This is a genomic window from Cupriavidus sp. HY129, assembly GCF_059492215.1.
On the sequence record NZ_CP083254.1, the window covers coordinates 336,431 to 353,257 of the forward strand.

Sequence of the window (16,827 nt, forward strand, 5' to 3'; positions counted from 1 at the left end):
CGTCCCGTGTCTTGTTATTCCACTTCGCCGCGATCGGTGTCGCTGATCTGGGCTTCGATCTCGTGACTCATGGCTGCTGCCGCGAGCGTCGTCGCGTTGACCGGAGCGGCTTCCTTGCGCTCGCTGTAGCGATCGGTCAGGTAGTCGCTGCGATCGCGCACCAGTAGCGTGAACTTGTAGAGTTCTTCCATGACATCGACCACGCGGTCGTAGTAGGACGATGGCTTCATTCGCCCGCTTGCGTCGAACTCCTGGTAGGCCTTGGCAACCGACGACTGGTTCGGAATCGTCACCATGCGCATCCAGCGTCCCAGCACGCGCAGCGCGTTGACGGCGTTGAAGGACTGCGAGCCGCCGCACACCTGCATCACGGCCAGCGTGCGGCCCTGCGTTGGGCGGATGCCACCCATCTCCAGCGGCAACCAGTCGATCTGATTCTTGAAGACGGCCGTCAGCGTGCCGTGGCGCTCGGGGCTGCACCACACCTGGCCCTCCGACCACTCAGAGAGCTTGCGCAACTCAACCACCTTCGGGTGATCGGCAGGCACGCTGTCGGCCATTGGCAACTCGCTTGGATCAAACACGCGGGTCTCCGCGCCGAAATGCTGAAGAATTCGTTCGGCTTCCTGCACCAGCAGGCGGCTATAAGACGTCTCTCGCAGCGATCCGTAGAGCAGCAGGATGCGCGGCGGGTGGGTGCTGATGCGTGCGGGCTCCAGCTTGCGGAGGTCAGGCGTATCGAGCACCGCAGGGACGATATTGGGCATATCCGTGGTCATCGGATCCTCCGGCCTTGTGTGTCGATCACGGACTCGCCGTCCTCCTTGGTGAACGCACCTTGTTGCGGCGCCGGCAGGATATCCAGCACGACTTCCGACGGCCTGCATAACCGCACGCCAAGCTCGGTGACCACAAAGGGCCGATTGATCAGGATCGGATGGGCCAGCATCGCATCAAGCAACTGGTCGTCGGTCAGCGCGGGATCGCCGAGGCCAAGCTCGGCGTAGGGCGTGCCTTTCTCGCGGATTGCTTCGCGCACGGAAAGACCGGCGGCGCGGATCAGCGACTGCAAGGTCTGTCGGTCCGGCGGCATGTTCAGGTATTCGACGACAATCGGCTCGATGCCCGCATTGCGGATCATGGCTAGCGTATTGCGTGACGTACCGCACGCTGGGTTGTGATAGATGGTGACGGTCATGGGGATACCTCAGTGCGATTCGTACCAGTGCTGTGAGCGGTTCACGACGCCCACCACGAAGAGCATCACTGGCACTTCGATCAGCACGCCGACGACGGTGGCCAGCGCCGCGCCGGATTGGAAGCCGAACAGGCTGATCGCGGTCGCCACGGCCAGTTCGAAGAAGTTGCTTGCGCCGATCAGCGCCGACGGGCCGGCCACGCAGTGCGCTACGCCGAGCTTGCGGTTGAGCAGGTAGGCCAGGCCGGAGTTCAACAAGACCTGGATCAGGATCGGTACGGCCAGCAGCAGGATGATCAGCGGCTGTTCGACGATGGCATTCCCCTGGAAGCCGAACAGCAGCACCAGCGTTGCGAGCAGTGCGGTGATCGAGTAGGGCCCGAGTGCGCCGACCACGCGCTTGTACGTAGCGTCGCCTCGGGCCAGCAACACCTTCCGGATGACCTGCGCGATCAGCACCGGCACGACAATGTAGAGCGCAACCGAGGTAATGAGCGTGTCCCACGGCACGGTAATCGACGACAGGCCCAGCAGCAGCGCGACGACAGGCGCGAAGGCCACGACCATGATCGCGTCATTGAGTGCCACCTGCGAAAGCGTGAAGTACGGATCGCCCTTGCAGAGCTGGGACCAGACAAACACCATCGCCGTGCAAGGCGCCGCCGCCAGCAGGATCAGGCCGGCGATGTAGCTGTCGAGCTGATCGGCCGGCAGCCAGCCCGCAAACAGATGGCGCACGAAGATCCAGCCCAGCAATGCCATCGAGAACGGCTTGACGAGCCAGTTCACAAAGAGCGTCACACCGATGCCACGCCAGTGGCCTGCCACTTGGCCCATCGCACCGAAATCGATCTTGATCAGCATCGGAATGATCATGACCCAGATCAGTATGCCGACCGGCAGGTTCACCTGAGCGACTTCCATCGCGCCGATGGCGTGGAACGCCGCTGGCAGCCATTGGCCGAGCAGGATGCCGGCCACGATGCAAAGCGCCACCCAGACCGTCAGATAGCGCTCGAAGACACTCATCGCGGAGTGACGTGCTATATCGGCGGGGGCGTAGTCGAGTTGTTCGGACATGGTGCGGGATTGAGACAAGCACGCGCGCCCCCATCCAAGGATGGGTATCGGCGTGTCAGGGAAAAAACTCAGCAGCAGCCGGATTCCGGCGTACAGCAGGCGGTCTTGGTTGATGGCTTCGGCGTGGCGTTCAATTGAACCGGCACGCAGCAAGCGGAGGCCTCGGCATTGCGATCGCGCGATTCGCCATAGGTCGGCGCGTTGCCCAGCGTGTGGAACGATTCCCAGGCGATACCCGTTGGGTCCACTGACCAATGCTTGTTCGAGGTCGCGTAGCAGCAGTTTGTCTCGGACTGGGACTGCATGGGCAGGTCGGCGTTGGCCAGCCGCCCCTGCATCTCGGCAAGCTCGGCGTCCGTCTCCACCTGGATCCCGAGATGATCCACGCCCAGCTTCTCGGTGCGATTGGATATGGCGAAGTTCACGCGTGGATCGTCCAGCGCCCACTTGGCATAGTCGTCCCGGACGACAGTCGGTTCTGCATCGAAGAGGGCCGAGTAATAGCGGATGCTGGCCGGCAGGTCGGCCACGCTGACGTGGACGTGGAAGCGCTTCATGGTTCAGGACTCCGTGGCGACTGAACAGGAGGACACCGGCGAACACGGCGCGCCGCCGCAACAGTTCTCGGTGAGATAGCCCAGCAAGGCGTTCATGGTCTCGAATCGAGCCATGTAGATGATCGAGCGGCCCTCCTGGCGGCTCGCCAGCAGTCCGGCGCGGTGCAGTTCCTTGAGGTGGAACGACAGCGACGACGCTGGCATCTCCATCAGCTCGGCAATGCGGCCAGCCGGCAGGCCTTCGGGCCCGGCCTGCACAAGCAGGCGGAAAACGGCCAGGCGGATGCCGTGGGCCAGCGCGGCGAGGGCTTCGAGAGCGTTATCGGTTTCCATGTTTCGAATATAGTCGAAACATGGAAACCGTGCAATGGAAGATTGGAAGTGTCGGTGACCGCCAACGCGTGGCGAATGGGCACAAGCGTGTTGATCGTCACCAGTTCGGCCTCAGCGAAGGCCGCGACAGCCGCAGCAAGGATCCCCGCGCGAGGCGAGGGTCCTTGTGCTCGAAACACCGCTGCCGCAGCGTCTACAACTTTCGCGCCACGAAGTGGAACCAGTTGACGTCGTCGAGGGGGTCGCCGGGCTGAAACGCCTTGTCGTTCAAGTTGCCGAACACCGCTTCGGTCTGCAGGCCGCAGGCCTTCAACTCGCGCAACTGGGTGGGCACGTCCGTATAGACGATGACGATGCCGAACTTGTGGGCAGCGCACACCCGCACCGCGTAGCCATCGAACTCGCGGTTCAGTTGTGAGTTACGCAGGAAGTTGATGGTGGCCAGCGGCAGGTTGACGACTGCGCGCGCGACGTTGAAGCCGAGTCGTACCGGGTTGTTGGACCATGCGGGCAAGCGCAGGAACTGTGTCAGGTTCTCGCGATAGGTGGGGCCGTGCAGGTTATGCGTGGAGAACACCAGCATACCGCCCGGGCGCAGCACGCGGGCGAACTCGGCAAGCACGGCGCGGCGTCCGGCGTAGTCCACGGCATCGATGCCATTGAAGCTGAACACCACCAGGCCGAAGGTATTGTCTTCAAATGCTGACAGGTCACGCGCATCCATTTGACTGACGCGTATATCAGGATGATTGTGCTGGCAGATCTCCACCATCTCCGGCATGTAGTCGATGGCCTCGTAATGCTGGCTCAGCTTGCGCAGCATCGGTACCGTTCTGCCGCCACCTACGCCGACGTCGAGGATGGGTGTGTCGCGCACGGCATCGGCCACGAAGGCTATCGCCGCGGCTTCTCCGGGGTCTGTCCAGTCCGAAAGGATCTTGAACCACCTCCTGGCTCCCCAGCTGCGCCATGCCTTGCGATTGATGGTGTCCTGCGCGACGGCCGTGCTCATGGTTGTCTCCCGACGATCGGTGCATCGCCCTGATGGCGATGGCAGAGAGAGTGTTCCGGCCGTGCACGACGTTCGGTGCGAAACCCCACATCCGTTTTATACACAGAGCGGGCTCAATCCATTGACCCCATCCATATGCATGAGGGCGACGGGCAAGGCGATGGCATCGGTGATCCCAGATACGCCGTCGGTATGAGCCGGGCACCAGACCCGGTGCCGTGGCCAGGCTTTACCCGGTCACCTTCTCCATGGCGCGGCTTCGTTCTTCCTGCGCATCCTCGATCAGCTTGTAGGCGGCGTAGTACTTGTAGATGTTGCGCACGTAGGTGGTGGTCTCGATGCCGATCCGCTCGGAGGTCACGATCTCGACGTTGTTGAACCACTTGTCCGGGTTCAGGCCCCGAGCCTTGGCTTCGGTGCGCATCTTGGAGATATTTCCCGGCCCGGCGTTGTAGCTGGCGAATGCAAACAGTGGCCGGTCCGATTCCGAGAAATTCGCATCGGAGAAGTACCTCGTCATCAGTTGGTCAAGGTATTTGGTACCCGCGTGGATATTGGATTCGGTGATCCTGATGCTGCCGACGTTCAGTTCCTTCCCAGTGGCCGGCATGATCTGCATGACACCGATCGCTCCCACATGGCTACGCGCGTTCTGATTGAGCTGGGACTCCTGGAAGCCCTGCGCCGCCAGCATCAGCGGATCGAAATGGTAGAGCTTGCCGTACTTCTCGAAGAACGCCAGGGTGTCCTGGAACCGCTTGATCTCCGCGCCGTTGGTGTTGTCCGAGATCTGCTTGATGACCTTCATGTATTGCTTCAGCCGGTAGTCGGCGATGCCCTGCTTCTTGATGAAGTTGTCGTTGTAGTCCGAGAGGACCGCGTTCAGCTTTGGACTGCCTTTGCGGATTGCCCAGCCGATCTTGCTGCCTTCACGTACCGCGAGGTCATCGCGAACCTTGATGCGCTTCAGGATCTGGGCCCAGATGCGCGCCTTCCAGTCGTCGACCACCAGGATCTGCAGCGTGCCGGCGTTGAGCATTTCCAGTGCGTCTTCGTCCTCCAGCGCGTCGGGTAGCAGCACCAGGCGCATCTGCGGTTTGCCGGCCTTACGGAAGCGGTCGTTCAACGCGGTCAGGCTTTCGTAGTAGCTGCTGCTGGGGCGCACGTGCACGGCCTTGCCAGCCAGGTCGTCGAGCGTGGCAAGCGTGGGGGATTTCGGGCCCGTGATGACCAGCTCCCGGATCGGCTTGCTGGTCTGCCCGACAACAAAGTCCGCTTGCTTGAGCCGGGAGTCGGTGACCGTGAGATTGCCGGCTGCGATGTCGCCAAGACCGGCATTGAGATCGGGCAGCAAACGGTCGCGCGTGACCGGAATCATGTAGACCGTGAGCGGCCGCTTGGCAAGCTGATCGGCCATGGTCTTGTTGATATAGCGCTCGAAATCCCGCACGGTGTCCGCCGTGACGCCCCGCTCGCGTCCCCGGTCGTTGAAGTACAGGGTGCGGCTGTAGGGCACCAGCACGCGAATGGTGCGGTGCTTGAACATGCCATCGAAGTCACCGGTCCAGGGCTTGTTCGTCAGGTTGAGCTGGCGCGGAGGGGTGAGCCGCTTTTCCTTGGGGGCTGGAATGGCGGGCGTCGCTGCCGCCGCCAGTCCTGACCACGTGATGGAAGCGCCGGCCAGTGCGCGGGCGCCGATGACAAGGAACCGCCTTCGATCGTTGACCATTGCACACCTCGCGACAGTCAGGTCCTGCTGGCACGCGGATGCCGGCCACCGGGAGCGGGCCCGGATGCGCAGGCAATCGCCGTCCGTTGACTAAGCATAGACGGGCAATTGGCGATCGTAGAGGTTCCGTAGAGGTTCCGATGAGGGCAGGCCGCGAAGCCGGCGGTGGCCGGTGCGCCAGGTCAGGCGGGCGCCGTGCCGCTCGCGCCGAATCGCCATGACAGCCGCCGCGCGGCCTGCCGCACCACTTGGGCGGTATCGCTGTCGAGCCGGCTGTCGAAGCTGCCGCTACTGCCCATCACCGCGATCACCAGGGCGAGGGCGCCGGTGTGGTCGAACACCGGTGCGGCCAGCGTGTCGATGCCGGGCACGGGCCGGCTCACGGCGTGGTCGATGCCGCCGGCGCGGATGCCGCGCAGCCGTTCGAGGTATCCGGATGGCAACGGGCCGTCGAAGGCAGTGCCCGCCATGCGGATAGCATCCTGCGCGAGCGCGTCGGCCAGCAGGTCGTCGGGGAGATGCGCCGCCACCACGCGGCCAATCGCCGTATTGACCATCGATAGCACGGTACCCACGCGCAGGCTCACGTGCTGCGGACGGGCCGATTCCTCGAGCCGGATCACGGTGGGACCTAGCGGCCCCTGGACGGCCATCGCCACCGACAACCCCGTGGCATGGGCCAGAGCGATGACCTCCGGCTCCGCCTCGCGCGTCGGGGAGAGCCGCTGCAGCGCAATCAGGCCGAGTTCCAGACCCAGCGTACCAGCCTGGAAGTCGCCATCGGCGTTGCGGGAAATCAGTCCGATCTTCTGCAGGCTGACCAGATGCGGAAATGCCTTGGCCGGCACCATGCCCGCCGCGCGCGCCAGTTCCCCAAGCGAGAGTGGCTGCCCCGCATCGACCAGCGCGCCGAGCAACTGGCCTGTGTTGTCGAGCGACTGGATGCCGCGTTGGGGTTTGGCGGCGTCCGCCAGCATCTCGTCGCTCATGCGTCACCTTCCTTCATCGCGCGGGCAATATCGCCGATCGCGGCACGTAGCGCGCCAGCCACCGGGCCATCCCACGCGACGTCGATCGCCCCGGTGGAGCCGATGGCGGTCAGCACCAGTCGCAGCGTGCCGTCGTCGTCGAGCAATGGCATCGCCAGACTGCTCACGGCCGGGCTCGGCGAATCGATGCTGCGCTCCGTGCCGCGTGCGCGGACGGCGGCAAGTGTTTCGAGAAAGGCGGGCAGGGTGGAGGCCGTGGCCGGTGTCTGCTGCTGCGCCCAGATCGGCTGCCAGTGCGATTCGGGCTGGAACGCGCAGTAGGCGCGTCCCGTCGCGGTGGTGGCCAGCGCCATCACCGTGCCGACGTGCAGGTTCAGATGCAGCGAGGTGCCGGCCGGTGCGTAGTCGACGATGGTCGGCCCTTGCGGCGTGGGCAGGCTGATGGCGACGTTGAAGCCGATATCGGTGGCCAGCGTCCGCACGCGCTGCACAGCGGCACGGTAGGCCGGCTCATTGTCGAGCCGCATCATGCCAAGCCGCAGCGCCAGCGGGCCCGGTTCGTAGTAGCCGTCCACGTGCTCGCGCTTGATCAGTCCCAGCCGCATCAGGCTCACCAGATAGGTGTGCGCCTGCGCCGGGGCCAGTTGCGCGGCAGCCGCCAGTTCGGCCAGCGGCAGTGGACGTCGCGCATCGGCGAGCGCCTGCAACAGGCGGCCGCCGACCTCCACGCTCTGGATGCCGCGTTGCGTCTTGCCCGAACCCTCGCCCGGCGTGCGTGCCATGCCTGTGCCTTGCCTGAAAAGTCCAAATGGTAATCCATGCGCCTCGCAAGGCGCCCCCTGTTGCCATGCTGGATGAGGGTTTTCCCGGGGCGGGTCACGTCAATACAAGGGTTTGCGGGGTATTTAGCGAATAGCAATTGAATTTGCCATTGACTAAAAATAGCCGAATTCCTAAGATTCCCATACCGCTCCCCACGATTCCCATAAAGAGACAGACATGGCAAAAGCATTCGCATCCCAGGCCGACCTGGAAGCCAAGCAGATCACCTTCACCCAGCTTTCCGAAAACGCCTACGCCTACACGGCCGAGGGCGACCCCAATTCCGGCGTGATCATCGGCGATGACGGCGTGATGATCATCGACACCACCGCCACGCCCGCCATGGCGCAGGACCTGATCGCCAAGATCCGCGCGATCACGGACAAGCCGATCAAGTACGTGGTGCTGTCGCACTACCACGCGGTGCGTGTGCTCGGCGCGTCGGCGTACTTCGCCGAAGGCGCGCAGCAGATCATCGCCAGCCGTGGCACCTACGAAATGATCGTCGAGCGCGGCGAAGCCGACATGAAGTCCGAGATCGAGCGCTTTCCGCGTCTGTTCGCCGGCGTGGAAACCGTGCCGGGTCTGACCTGGCCGACGCTCGTGTTCGAACGCGAAATCACGCTGTTCCTGGGCAAGCTCGAAGTCCGCATCGCCCATCTGGGCGCGGGCCATACGAAGGGCGACACCGTGGTGTGGCTGCCGCAGCAGAAGGTGCTGTTCTCGGGCGACCTGGTCGAATACGACGCGGCCTGCTATTGCGGCGATGCCCAGCTCGAGCAATGGCCCGCCACGCTCGACGCGCTGGCCGCGTTGCAGCCCGAGAAGCTGGTGCCGGGCCGTGGCCCTGCATTGACTACGCGCGAGGACGTGGCCAAGGGCCTGGCCTACACCAAGGATTTCGTCTCCACGCTGTTCCAGACTGGCAAGGAAGCCGTGGCCGGAAAGATGGACCTGAAGGCGGCGATGGCGCATACGCGCAAGTCGATGGACCCGAAGTTCGGCCAGGTGTTCATCTACGAACACTGCCTGCCGTTCGACGTGTCGCGCGCCTTCGACGAGGCGGCCGGCGTCACGCATCCCCGTATCTGGACGGCGCAGCGTGACCAGGAGATGTGGGCGGCGCTGCAGGACTGAGCGTTGTTAGGTTGTTGATTGTGGTCCCCATCTCCCATGAAGTGGAGAGGGGAGCAAACAGAAAGCAGTATCAAGCGCCGCAAGTGCGTGGATGGAGACACCATGAGCAGTACCAAGGTCGACATCGACTACCAGCGCATCCAGTACGACTACGTACCATGCGCCGAGCAGCGGGGGGCATCGACCAATGCCGCCCCGCATCCCGTGATCGTGGTCGGGGCCGGGCCGATTGGCCTGGCCACCGCCATCGACCTGGCCCGCCACGGCGTGCCGGTGGTGGTGGTCGATGACGACTGCATGCTCTCGGTCGGATCGCGTGCAATCTGCTTCGCCAAGCGCACGCTGGACATCTTCGATCGGCTCGGCTGTGGCGACCGCATGGTCGACAAGGGCGTGCGCTGGAACCTGGGCAAGGTCTTCCTGCGGGACAGCCAGGTCTTTGCGTTCGACCTGTTGCCCGAATCCGACCACCAGCGGCCGGCGTTCATCAACCTGCAGCAGTACTACCTCGAGGGCTATCTGCTCGAATGCGCGCAGACGATGCCCAACATCGAGATCCGCTGGAAGAGCAAGGCAGTTGCCATCGAGCAGCATGCGGACCACGTGGCGCTGACGATCGAAACGCCCGATGGCTGCTACGCGCTGCGCGGTGCCTACGTGGTGGCCGCCGATGGCTCGCGCAGCCCGCTGCGCAAGATGCTGGGCCTGGAGAGCCACGGTCATACGTTCCGAGACCGCTTCCTGATTGCCGACGTGAAAATGGAAGCGCCGTTCCCGGCCGAGCGCTGGTTCTGGTTCGACCCGCCGTTCCATCCGAACCAGTCGGTGCTGCTGCACCGGCAGCCCGACAACGTCTGGCGCATCGACTTCCAGCTCGGGTGGGATGCCGATCCTGCATTCGAGAAGACGCCAGAGCGCGTGCTGCCGCGTGTGCAGGCGCTGCTTGGCCCCGATGCGAAATTCGAGCTCGAATGGGTCAGCGTCTATACGTTCTCGTGCGTGCGGATGGACAGCTTCCGCCACGGCCGCGTGTTGTTCGCGGGCGATTCGGCCCACTGCGTCTCGCCGTTCGGCGCGCGCGGCGCGAACAGCGGCGTGCAGGATGCCGAGAACCTTGCCTGGAAACTGGCCTACGTGCTGCAGGGCAAGGCGCCGGAAAGCCTGCTGGATACCTACGCCAGCGAGCGCGAGTTCGCGGCCGACGAGAACATCCTCAACTCGACGCGCTCGACCGATTTCATTACGCCGAAGAGCGCGGTCAGCCGCATCTTCCGCGACGCGGTGCTGACACTGGCGCGCGACCACGCGTTTGCGCGGCAACTGGTCAACAGTGGCCGGCTGTCGGTGCCGGCGGTGCTGCGCGACTCGCCGCTGAACACTGCCGATGCGGAATCGTTCTCCGGCCAGATGGTGCCGGGCGCAGCATGCGTCGATGCCCCCGTGGCCGGCGCGCAAGGCAAGCCGTGGCTGCTGCCGCATCTGGGCGATGACTTCGTAGCGCTGATCTTTGGCGCGCCGGCTGGCATCGACGTCGCCTGCCGCGAAGCGCTGACGCAATTGCAGCAGGGAGACATTCCGCTGCGCGTGGTGTTCGTGACCGATGCGGCCATTTCGGCGTCGGCCGAAGCCTGGCCCGGCGCGATCGTGCTGCGCGACGCGGGCGGCGTGGCGGCCAGGCGCTATGACGCCCGCGCGGGCACCTGCTACCTGATTCGCCCCGACCAGCACGTCTGCGCGCGGTGGCGCGCGGTCGATGCGAACCAGATCGCCGGGGCGATCGCTCGCGCCACATGCAATGTCGCAGCAAGCGCCGCGGCGCAATCGCCAGCCGCGGCACGCGCGCCGGCACTGGCCTGATAGACAGCCACCAGGAGACAGGCCCATGCCGCTCAACACCGCTCCCAATCTTGCCCATCCCGACGAGTTCTACGAGGCGCTCATCGCGATGCATCACGACCTCGATGACGCCGAAAGCCAGGCGGTCAACGCGAGACTGATCCTGCTGCTGGCCAACCACATCGGCGATCTCGACACGCTGCGCGAAGCGATGCGCCTGGCGCGCGATGTCGCGCTCGAGCCCGCCGCAAGCTAGCCACTTCCTTCCTGCCCGCCAGTGACCCGACAGGGGCGCGACAGACGCCCCGGGGCCAACTCGACCCTATTCCGGAGACAACCATGCATACCCAGAGCCTGGGCGCCGCCCCCGTCTTGCCTGAAATCCCGTCACACGCACTACCGCAAGTCCTTCCCGCGCAGCAGGAGGACGCGCTGTACCGCAAGGTCTGGCTGCGCATCATCCCGTTCCTGTTCATCTGCTACGTCGTGTCGTTCCTGGACCGGATCAACATCGGCTTCGCGCAATTGCAGATGAAGCATGACCTTGGGTTCAGCGACGCGATGTACGGGCTGGGCGCCGCAGTGTTCTACGTTGGCTACGTGCTGTGCGAAGTCCCCAGCAACATGCTGTTGGCACGCTTTGGCGCGCGCCGCACATTCACGCGGATCATGCTGCTGTGGGGTGTCGCATCGGTGGGCATGATGCTGGTGTCGCAGCCGTCGCACTTCTATCTGCTGCGCTTCCTGCTCGGCGTGTTCGAAGCGGGCTTCTTCCCGGGCATCGTGCTGTACCTGACCTACTGGTTCCCGGCGCGTCGTCGCGCGGCGGTGATGGCGATCTTCTTTGCCGGCGTGGCCGTGGCCGGCGTGCTCGGCGGACTGATCTCGGGCTGGATCATGCGCGACATGGCGGGTGTGCTTGGGATGCGCGGCTGGCAATGGATGTTCGCGATCGAAGGCGCGCCGGCAGTGCTGCTGGGCCTGATCGCCGCCGTGTGCCTCGTCGATGGCCCACGCCAGGCGCGCTGGCTGACGCCGGCCGAGCAGGACTACCTGGTGGCCCAACATGAGGCGGAGTCGCGCGGCGCGGGTGGCCACGCCCATTCGATGCAGGCCCTGCGTCAGGCCCTGGCCAACCCACGGGTCTATCTGTTCGCGTTCATCTACTTCGCGCTGACGTGCGGCTCACTGACGCTGTCATTCTGGATGCCGCTTATGATTCGCGATTTCGGCATCCAGGACGTGGTGGCCGTCAGCCTCTACTCGGTCATCCCGAACGCCATCGGCGCGGTGGGCTTGATCCTCATTGCGCGGCGCTCCGACCGCCTCGGCGAACGTCACGGGCATTTTCTCTGCTGCACTGCAGGAGGCGCGCTGGCGCTGGCCGCGTTGACGCTACATGTGCCGAGCCTCGGGGTGTCGTTGGCGATCCTCTCCGTTGCCGCCGTGCTGATCTTCGCCGCGCTGCCGATCTTCTGGGCGCTGCCGCCAAGCCATCTGCCGGCCCAGACCGCCGCCACCGGCATTGCTTTCATCTCCAGCATCGGCATCACCAGCGGCATCGTCAGCCCCTGGGTCATCGGCCAGATCAAGGCGCACACGGGCAGCATGGACAACGCGCTGTACCTGTTGGCCGGGCTGCTGCTGGCCAGCGGGCTGGCGCTGTGGAAGGGCGTGCCGCGCACACCGACCGCGCACTAGCCCGGGGGGGTGTTCCCCGATACCGGGCGCTTCATGCCCGATATCGGGGAAAAATCATTTGTTTCATGGTTATCCATGATGGAACACTTGTTGCCATATGCCTAGCATTGCAACACCTGACGCTTTCCATCAACAGGAGTGTTCCCATGAACCAGTCCTTCATGACCCGTGCCGCCGTGCTGATGGCGGTGTCGCTCGGCGCCGGTTCGGCGCTTGCGGTCGACGTGGCCGCCAGCCCGACGCTCAGCAAGATCAAGTCGTCCGGCACGATTTCGATCGGTCACCGCACATCGTCGATCCCGTTCTCGTACTACGACGCGAACCAGAAGGTGATCGGCTTCTCGCAGGACATCTGCGATCGCGTGATCGATGCGGTCAAGAAGGAAACCGGCACGCCGAATCTGCAGGTGCGCATGGTGCCCGTGACGTCGCAGAACCGGCAGTCGCTGGTCCAGAATGGCACGGTGGACCTCGAGTGTGGCGTGACCACCAACCTGAAGTCGCGCCAGCAGCAGGTGGCGTTCTCCACCACGTTCTTCGTGGCCGGCACGCGACTGCTGGTGAAGAAGGGCAGCCCGGTCCATGACTTCGGCGATCTGTCGGGCAAGGCCGTGGTGACGAACGCCGGCACCACGTCGGAACGCATCCTGCGCAAGCTCAACGACGAGAAGGGCGCCAACATCACGATCCAGAGCGCCAAGGACTATGGCGAATCGTTCCTGATCCTGCAGTCGGGTCGCGTGGCCGCGTTCATGATGGACGACGTGCTGCTGTCCGGCTCGCGCACGCTGGCGCCGAACCCGAATGACTGGGTGGTGGTGGGCACGCCGCAGTCGTTCGAGGCGTACGGCTTCATGATGCGCAAGGATGACCCCGGCTTCAAACAAGTCGTGGATGCCACCATGACGGGTCTGATGCGCAGTGGCGAGATCAACACGCTCTACACCAAGTGGTTCCTGAAGCCGGTGCCGCCGAAGAACCTCAGCTTCGACTTGCCGCAGAGTGAGCAGATCAAGAAGGCCTACGCCAATCCGAATGACGAGGCGTTCGAGTAACGCACTGGCGTTTCAGCCGCGCCGCGACGGGAGGTAGGCCCCCGTCCGGTGCAACTGCCCCTCCGTCTGTTCCAGCGCCCGGATCGCCCCCTTGCCCTTCTTCGCCAGCAGATGCTCGACCAGCGCCTCCACCATCGCCACGCCGCTTGTGATCGACGGGAAGAACGATGGGCTGTCGATGGCGAAGAGCAGTGTGCAATCGGCTTCCAGTGCGATCGGCGCCACCGTGCTGTCGGTCAAGGCAATCACCGTGCAGCCCGCCTCGCGCGCGGCGGTGGCCACGCGCATGCTTTCCTGCGAGTAGGGCGCGAAGCCGGCTACCAGCACCGCATCCTTGGGGCTCAATGCGCGCAGTTCCATCTCCAGCGTACCTGCGTCGCCACGGATCAGGCGCACCGAGCTGCGGAACAGCCCGTAAATGTAGTGAAACGAGAACGCGATCGGAAAGCACGAGCGGAAGCCCGCGACGTGGACCATGGGCGCCGCCGCCAGCAGTTCGGCCGCGCGTGGCAGCGCGTCGGCGTTGCTGGCCAGCAGCGCGTCGAGGTTGTGATGCTGCACTTCGATCATTTCCGCGAACATGCGGCTCGAGCCACTTTCCCGCACCACCTTGCGGGCGCGCCTGGCGTAAGGCTGGCTGTCGCCGTCGCGCACCGCCTCGACGAACAGTTCGCGCAATCCCTGCCAGCCTTCGAACCCGAGCGCCTGCGACAGTCGCACCAGCGTGGCGGGCTGCACCCCGGCGTTGCCGGCCACCTTGCGCATCGACTGGATGGCGATGTCGCGCGGGTGATCGAGCAGGTATCTGGCGCCACTCTGGAACTGCGCGCTCAGATTCGGGAAATCGGCGCGGAGTTGCGCCAGCAGCGCATCGAGCGACTGCGGCGGCTTGGGCGTGGAGGCGGGCATCTCTGGTTCAGGATTCTTGTGATGCAACGATTGTTGCACAGCTTGGCCCGCCGCAGGGCGCCCTTGTGTTGTGAACGGGTGGCGCCAGTGAGGCATCGTATGTTTCGTGCCGATGCTTCAATGAAACACTTGTTGCGTTGCCGGGACGTTGTTCCTATACTCACACCTGTTTCCGGGCAGACCCCCGCATCCCGCACCTCACCATGACGCACGTATTCCACCGCAATCCGAAGCAAACCTTGCCGGTCGCCGTTGGCGGCCAGGGTATCGAACTGATCGACAGCAATGGCAGGCGCTACCTCGACGCTTCGGGCGGCGCGGCGGTTTCCTGTCTCGGTCATGGCCACCCGCGCGTGATCGAGGCGATCAAGGCGCAGGTGGACACCATTGCCTACGCGCATACGTCGTTCTTTACCACCGAGGTGTCCGAGACGCTGGCCCAGACGCTGGCCGATGCGGCCCCCGGAGATCTCGATCATGTGTACTTCGTGTCCGGTGGCTCCGAGGCGGTGGAAGCCGCATTGAAGCTGGCGCGCCAGTACTTCGTGGAGATCGGCCAGACGCAACGCCGCCACTTCATCGCGCGGCGCCAGAGCTATCACGGCAATACGCTTGGCGCGCTGGCGATCGGCGGCAATGCGTGGCGTCGCGAGCCGTTCCTGCCGCTGCTGGTGCCGGCGCACCATGTGTCGCCGTGCTATGCCTACCGAGATCAGGCGGCCGGCGAAACCGACACGCAGTACGCGCAGCGTCTGGCCGACGAACTGGAAGCAAAGATCCTCGAACTCGGCCCCGACTCGGTGGCCGGCTTCGTCGCCGAGACTGTGGTCGGCGCTACTGCAGGGGCGGTGCCGCCGGTGGCCGATTACCTGAAGCGTATCCGCGCCGTGTGCGACAAGTACGGCGTGCTGCTGATCCTTGACGAAGTGATGTCGGGCATGGGCCGGACGGGTTACCTGTTCGCGTGCGAAGAGGACGGCGTGGTGCCCGATATCGTGACGATCGCGAAGGGCCTCGGCGCCGGCTACCAGCCGATCGGCGCGATGTTGTCGACGTCGCGCATCTATGACGCGATCATCGGTGGCAGCGGCTTCTTCCAGCACGGCCACACCTATATCGGTCATGCGACGGCCTGCGCGGCAGCGCTGGCCGTGCAGCGCACGATTGTCGAGGACAAGTTGCTGGACAACGTGCTGGCGCGTGGCGAACAGCTGCGCGCGCGCCTGCGCGAATCGCTCGGCGACCATCCGAACCTTGGCGACGTGCGGGGCCGTGGGTTGTTCGTCGGCGTGGAGTTCGTGGCCGATCGCGCCACCAAGGCCACGCTCGACCCGGCGAAGAAGACGCACGCCGTGCTCAAGCGCACCTGCATGGAGCATGGCGTGCTGGTTTATCCGATGGGCGGCACGGTCGATGGCATCCACGGTGACCACGTGCTGTTTGCGCCGCCGTTTATCTGCACGCCCACCGACATCGACAACATCGTAGACCGCTTCACGCAGGCCGTGAAAACGGTACTGCCGGCCTGAGGAGCGCGACGATGCCGAACCAGAATCCTGTCGCTACCGCTGACACCTTGCGCCGCCCGTTCGCCCTGGCGGTGGCCCCGAATGGCGCGCGCAAGACGCACGCGGACCACGCGTGCCTGCCGGTCACGCCCGACGAGCTGGCGCAGTGCGCGCGCGAATGCGTGGATGCCGGCGCTGCGATGATCCATCTGCACGTGCGCAAGGCCGACGCCACGCACAGCCTCGAAGTGGCCGACTACGAGCCGGCCATCGCCGCGGTGCGCAAGGCCGTGGGCAATGCGCTGGTGCTGCAACTGACCACCGAGGCGGTCGGTATCTATCAGCCGGCGCAGCAGATCGCGACCGTGCGTGCGCTGCGCCCCGAGGCCGCATCGGTAGCCATTCGCGAACTCGTGCCCAATGCCGCCGCGTTGCCTGCCGCCGCAGAGTTCTTCCAGTGGATGCACCGCGAGCACGTAGTGGCGCAATACATCCTCTACGATGCCGACGACGTGCGCCGCTATGCGGCCCTGCGCGAAAGCGGCGCGATTCCGGCCGGGCGGCACTGGGTGCTGTTCGTGCTGGGACGGTATTCGGCCGGACAGAAGTCGTCGCCGGCGGACCTGCTGCCGTTCCTGGCCGCGTGGCGCGAGACCGGACTCGATCAGTCTGGCGTCGAATGGGCGGTCTGCGCATTCGGCAAGCAGGAGGCCGATTGCGCGGCCACGGCCGTGATGCTGGGCGGCCACGCACGTATCGGCTTCGAGAACAACATGACTTTGCCCGATGGCGCGATGGCGCCGGACAATGCCGCGCTGCTGCAAGCGGTGCGCACGCCGCTCGTCGCGCTTGGCTATGCCGCGATGACGGCTGATGCGCTGCGCGAGCGTTTCGCGGGCTGAGAAAGCCGTCTGGCGACGACAGCAGGGCAGGGCGGATTCCGGTACGCTAGGCGTTTCAT

The 16,827-nt window shown here is 64.8% G+C and carries 17 protein-coding genes; 7 read left to right on the plus strand and 10 right to left on the minus strand.

Translation table 11 applies throughout. The features are described from left to right. Window positions 1-14: 14 nt before the first annotated feature. The 9 genes from arsH to K6G35_RS01670 form a co-directional block, all read right to left on the minus strand. Window positions 15-779, minus strand: coding sequence for an arsenical resistance protein ArsH (gene arsH, locus K6G35_RS01630; protein ID WP_035881342.1), 765 nt, complete (start codon window positions 777-779; stop codon window positions 15-17). Next, the gene (arsC, locus tag K6G35_RS01635) at window positions 776-1,198 is read right to left on the minus strand and encodes an arsenate reductase (glutaredoxin) (protein WP_035881343.1); all 423 of its coding nucleotides are present in this window, start codon (window positions 1,196-1,198) and stop codon (window positions 776-778) included. The genes arsH and arsC overlap by 4 nt, the downstream gene beginning before the upstream one ends. Before the next feature lie 9 nt (window positions 1,199-1,207). Then, a complete protein-coding gene (arsB, locus tag K6G35_RS01640; protein WP_008645243.1) occupies window positions 1,208-2,278 on the minus strand; it encodes an ACR3 family arsenite efflux transporter in 1,071 nt (356 codons plus the stop codon). Window positions 2,279-2,346: 68 nt separating this feature from the next. After that, a complete protein-coding gene (locus tag K6G35_RS01645) occupies window positions 2,347-2,835 on the minus strand; it encodes an ArsI/CadI family heavy metal resistance metalloenzyme (protein ID WP_008645246.1) in 489 nt (162 codons plus the stop codon). A 3-nt stretch (window positions 2,836-2,838) separates the two neighbouring features. Continuing rightward, a complete protein-coding gene (locus K6G35_RS01650) occupies window positions 2,839-3,168 on the minus strand; it encodes an ArsR/SmtB family transcription factor (protein WP_008645248.1) in 330 nt (109 codons plus the stop codon). A gap of 193 nt (window positions 3,169-3,361) precedes the next feature. Beyond that, the gene (locus K6G35_RS01655; protein ID WP_008645250.1) at window positions 3,362-4,180 is read right to left on the minus strand and encodes a class I SAM-dependent methyltransferase; all 819 of its coding nucleotides are present in this window, start codon (window positions 4,178-4,180) and stop codon (window positions 3,362-3,364) included. Between the two features lie 229 nt (window positions 4,181-4,409). After that, complete coding sequence (locus K6G35_RS01660) at window positions 4,410-5,909, minus strand: MltF family protein (protein ID WP_008645258.1); 1,500 nt, start codon at window positions 5,907-5,909, stop codon at window positions 4,410-4,412. A gap of 182 nt (window positions 5,910-6,091) precedes the next feature. Next, the gene (locus K6G35_RS01665) at window positions 6,092-6,898 is read right to left on the minus strand and encodes an IclR family transcriptional regulator (RefSeq protein WP_035881346.1); all 807 of its coding nucleotides are present in this window, start codon (window positions 6,896-6,898) and stop codon (window positions 6,092-6,094) included. Continuing rightward, entirely contained in the window at window positions 6,895-7,680 is a 786-nt protein-coding gene (locus tag K6G35_RS01670; RefSeq protein WP_008645260.1) for an IclR family transcriptional regulator, read from the minus strand. Before K6G35_RS01670 ends, K6G35_RS01665 begins: the two co-directional genes overlap by 4 nt. 217 nt (window positions 7,681-7,897) lie before the next feature. Here K6G35_RS01670 and K6G35_RS01675 point away from each other — a divergent pair, with 217 nt between their 5' ends. The 5 genes from K6G35_RS01675 (at window position 7,898) to K6G35_RS01695 (ending at window position 13,449) form a co-directional block, all read left to right on the plus strand. Continuing rightward, window positions 7,898-8,857, plus strand: coding sequence for an MBL fold metallo-hydrolase (locus K6G35_RS01675; protein WP_495676020.1), 960 nt, complete (start codon window positions 7,898-7,900; stop codon window positions 8,855-8,857). A gap of 102 nt (window positions 8,858-8,959) precedes the next feature. Then, entirely contained in the window at window positions 8,960-10,714 is a 1,755-nt protein-coding gene (locus K6G35_RS01680) for an FAD-dependent oxidoreductase (RefSeq protein ID WP_035881347.1), read from the plus strand. Window positions 10,715-10,739: 25 nt separating this feature from the next. Further along, window positions 10,740-10,949 carry a DUF2783 domain-containing protein gene (locus tag K6G35_RS01685; RefSeq protein ID WP_008644438.1) on the plus strand — a complete coding sequence of 70 codons (210 nt, stop codon included), beginning with the start codon at window positions 10,740-10,742 and terminating at the stop codon, window positions 10,947-10,949. A gap of 83 nt (window positions 10,950-11,032) precedes the next feature. Continuing rightward, window positions 11,033-12,394: an MFS transporter gene (locus K6G35_RS01690; RefSeq protein WP_008644436.1), complete on the plus strand. Its 1,362-nt coding sequence runs from the start codon at window positions 11,033-11,035 to the stop codon at window positions 12,392-12,394. Between the two features lie 146 nt (window positions 12,395-12,540). Further along, entirely contained in the window at window positions 12,541-13,449 is a 909-nt protein-coding gene (locus K6G35_RS01695; protein WP_008644434.1) for a glutamate/aspartate ABC transporter substrate-binding protein, read from the plus strand. A gap of 12 nt (window positions 13,450-13,461) precedes the next feature. Here the strand turns inward: K6G35_RS01695 and K6G35_RS01700 are convergent, their stop codons facing one another. Continuing rightward, a complete protein-coding gene (locus K6G35_RS01700; RefSeq protein ID WP_008644433.1) occupies window positions 13,462-14,358 on the minus strand; it encodes a MurR/RpiR family transcriptional regulator in 897 nt (298 codons plus the stop codon). A 203-nt stretch (window positions 14,359-14,561) separates the two neighbouring features. On the opposite strand from K6G35_RS01700, the gene K6G35_RS01705 reads away from it, so the two are divergent. Beyond that, window positions 14,562-15,887, plus strand: coding sequence for an aspartate aminotransferase family protein (locus K6G35_RS01705; protein WP_035881348.1), 1,326 nt, complete (start codon window positions 14,562-14,564; stop codon window positions 15,885-15,887). An 11-nt stretch (window positions 15,888-15,898) separates the two neighbouring features. After that, window positions 15,899-16,768: a beta-keto acid cleavage family enzyme gene (locus K6G35_RS01710; RefSeq protein WP_008644430.1), complete on the plus strand. Its 870-nt coding sequence runs from the start codon at window positions 15,899-15,901 to the stop codon at window positions 16,766-16,768. The last annotated feature ends 59 nt before the right edge of the window (window positions 16,769-16,827 follow it).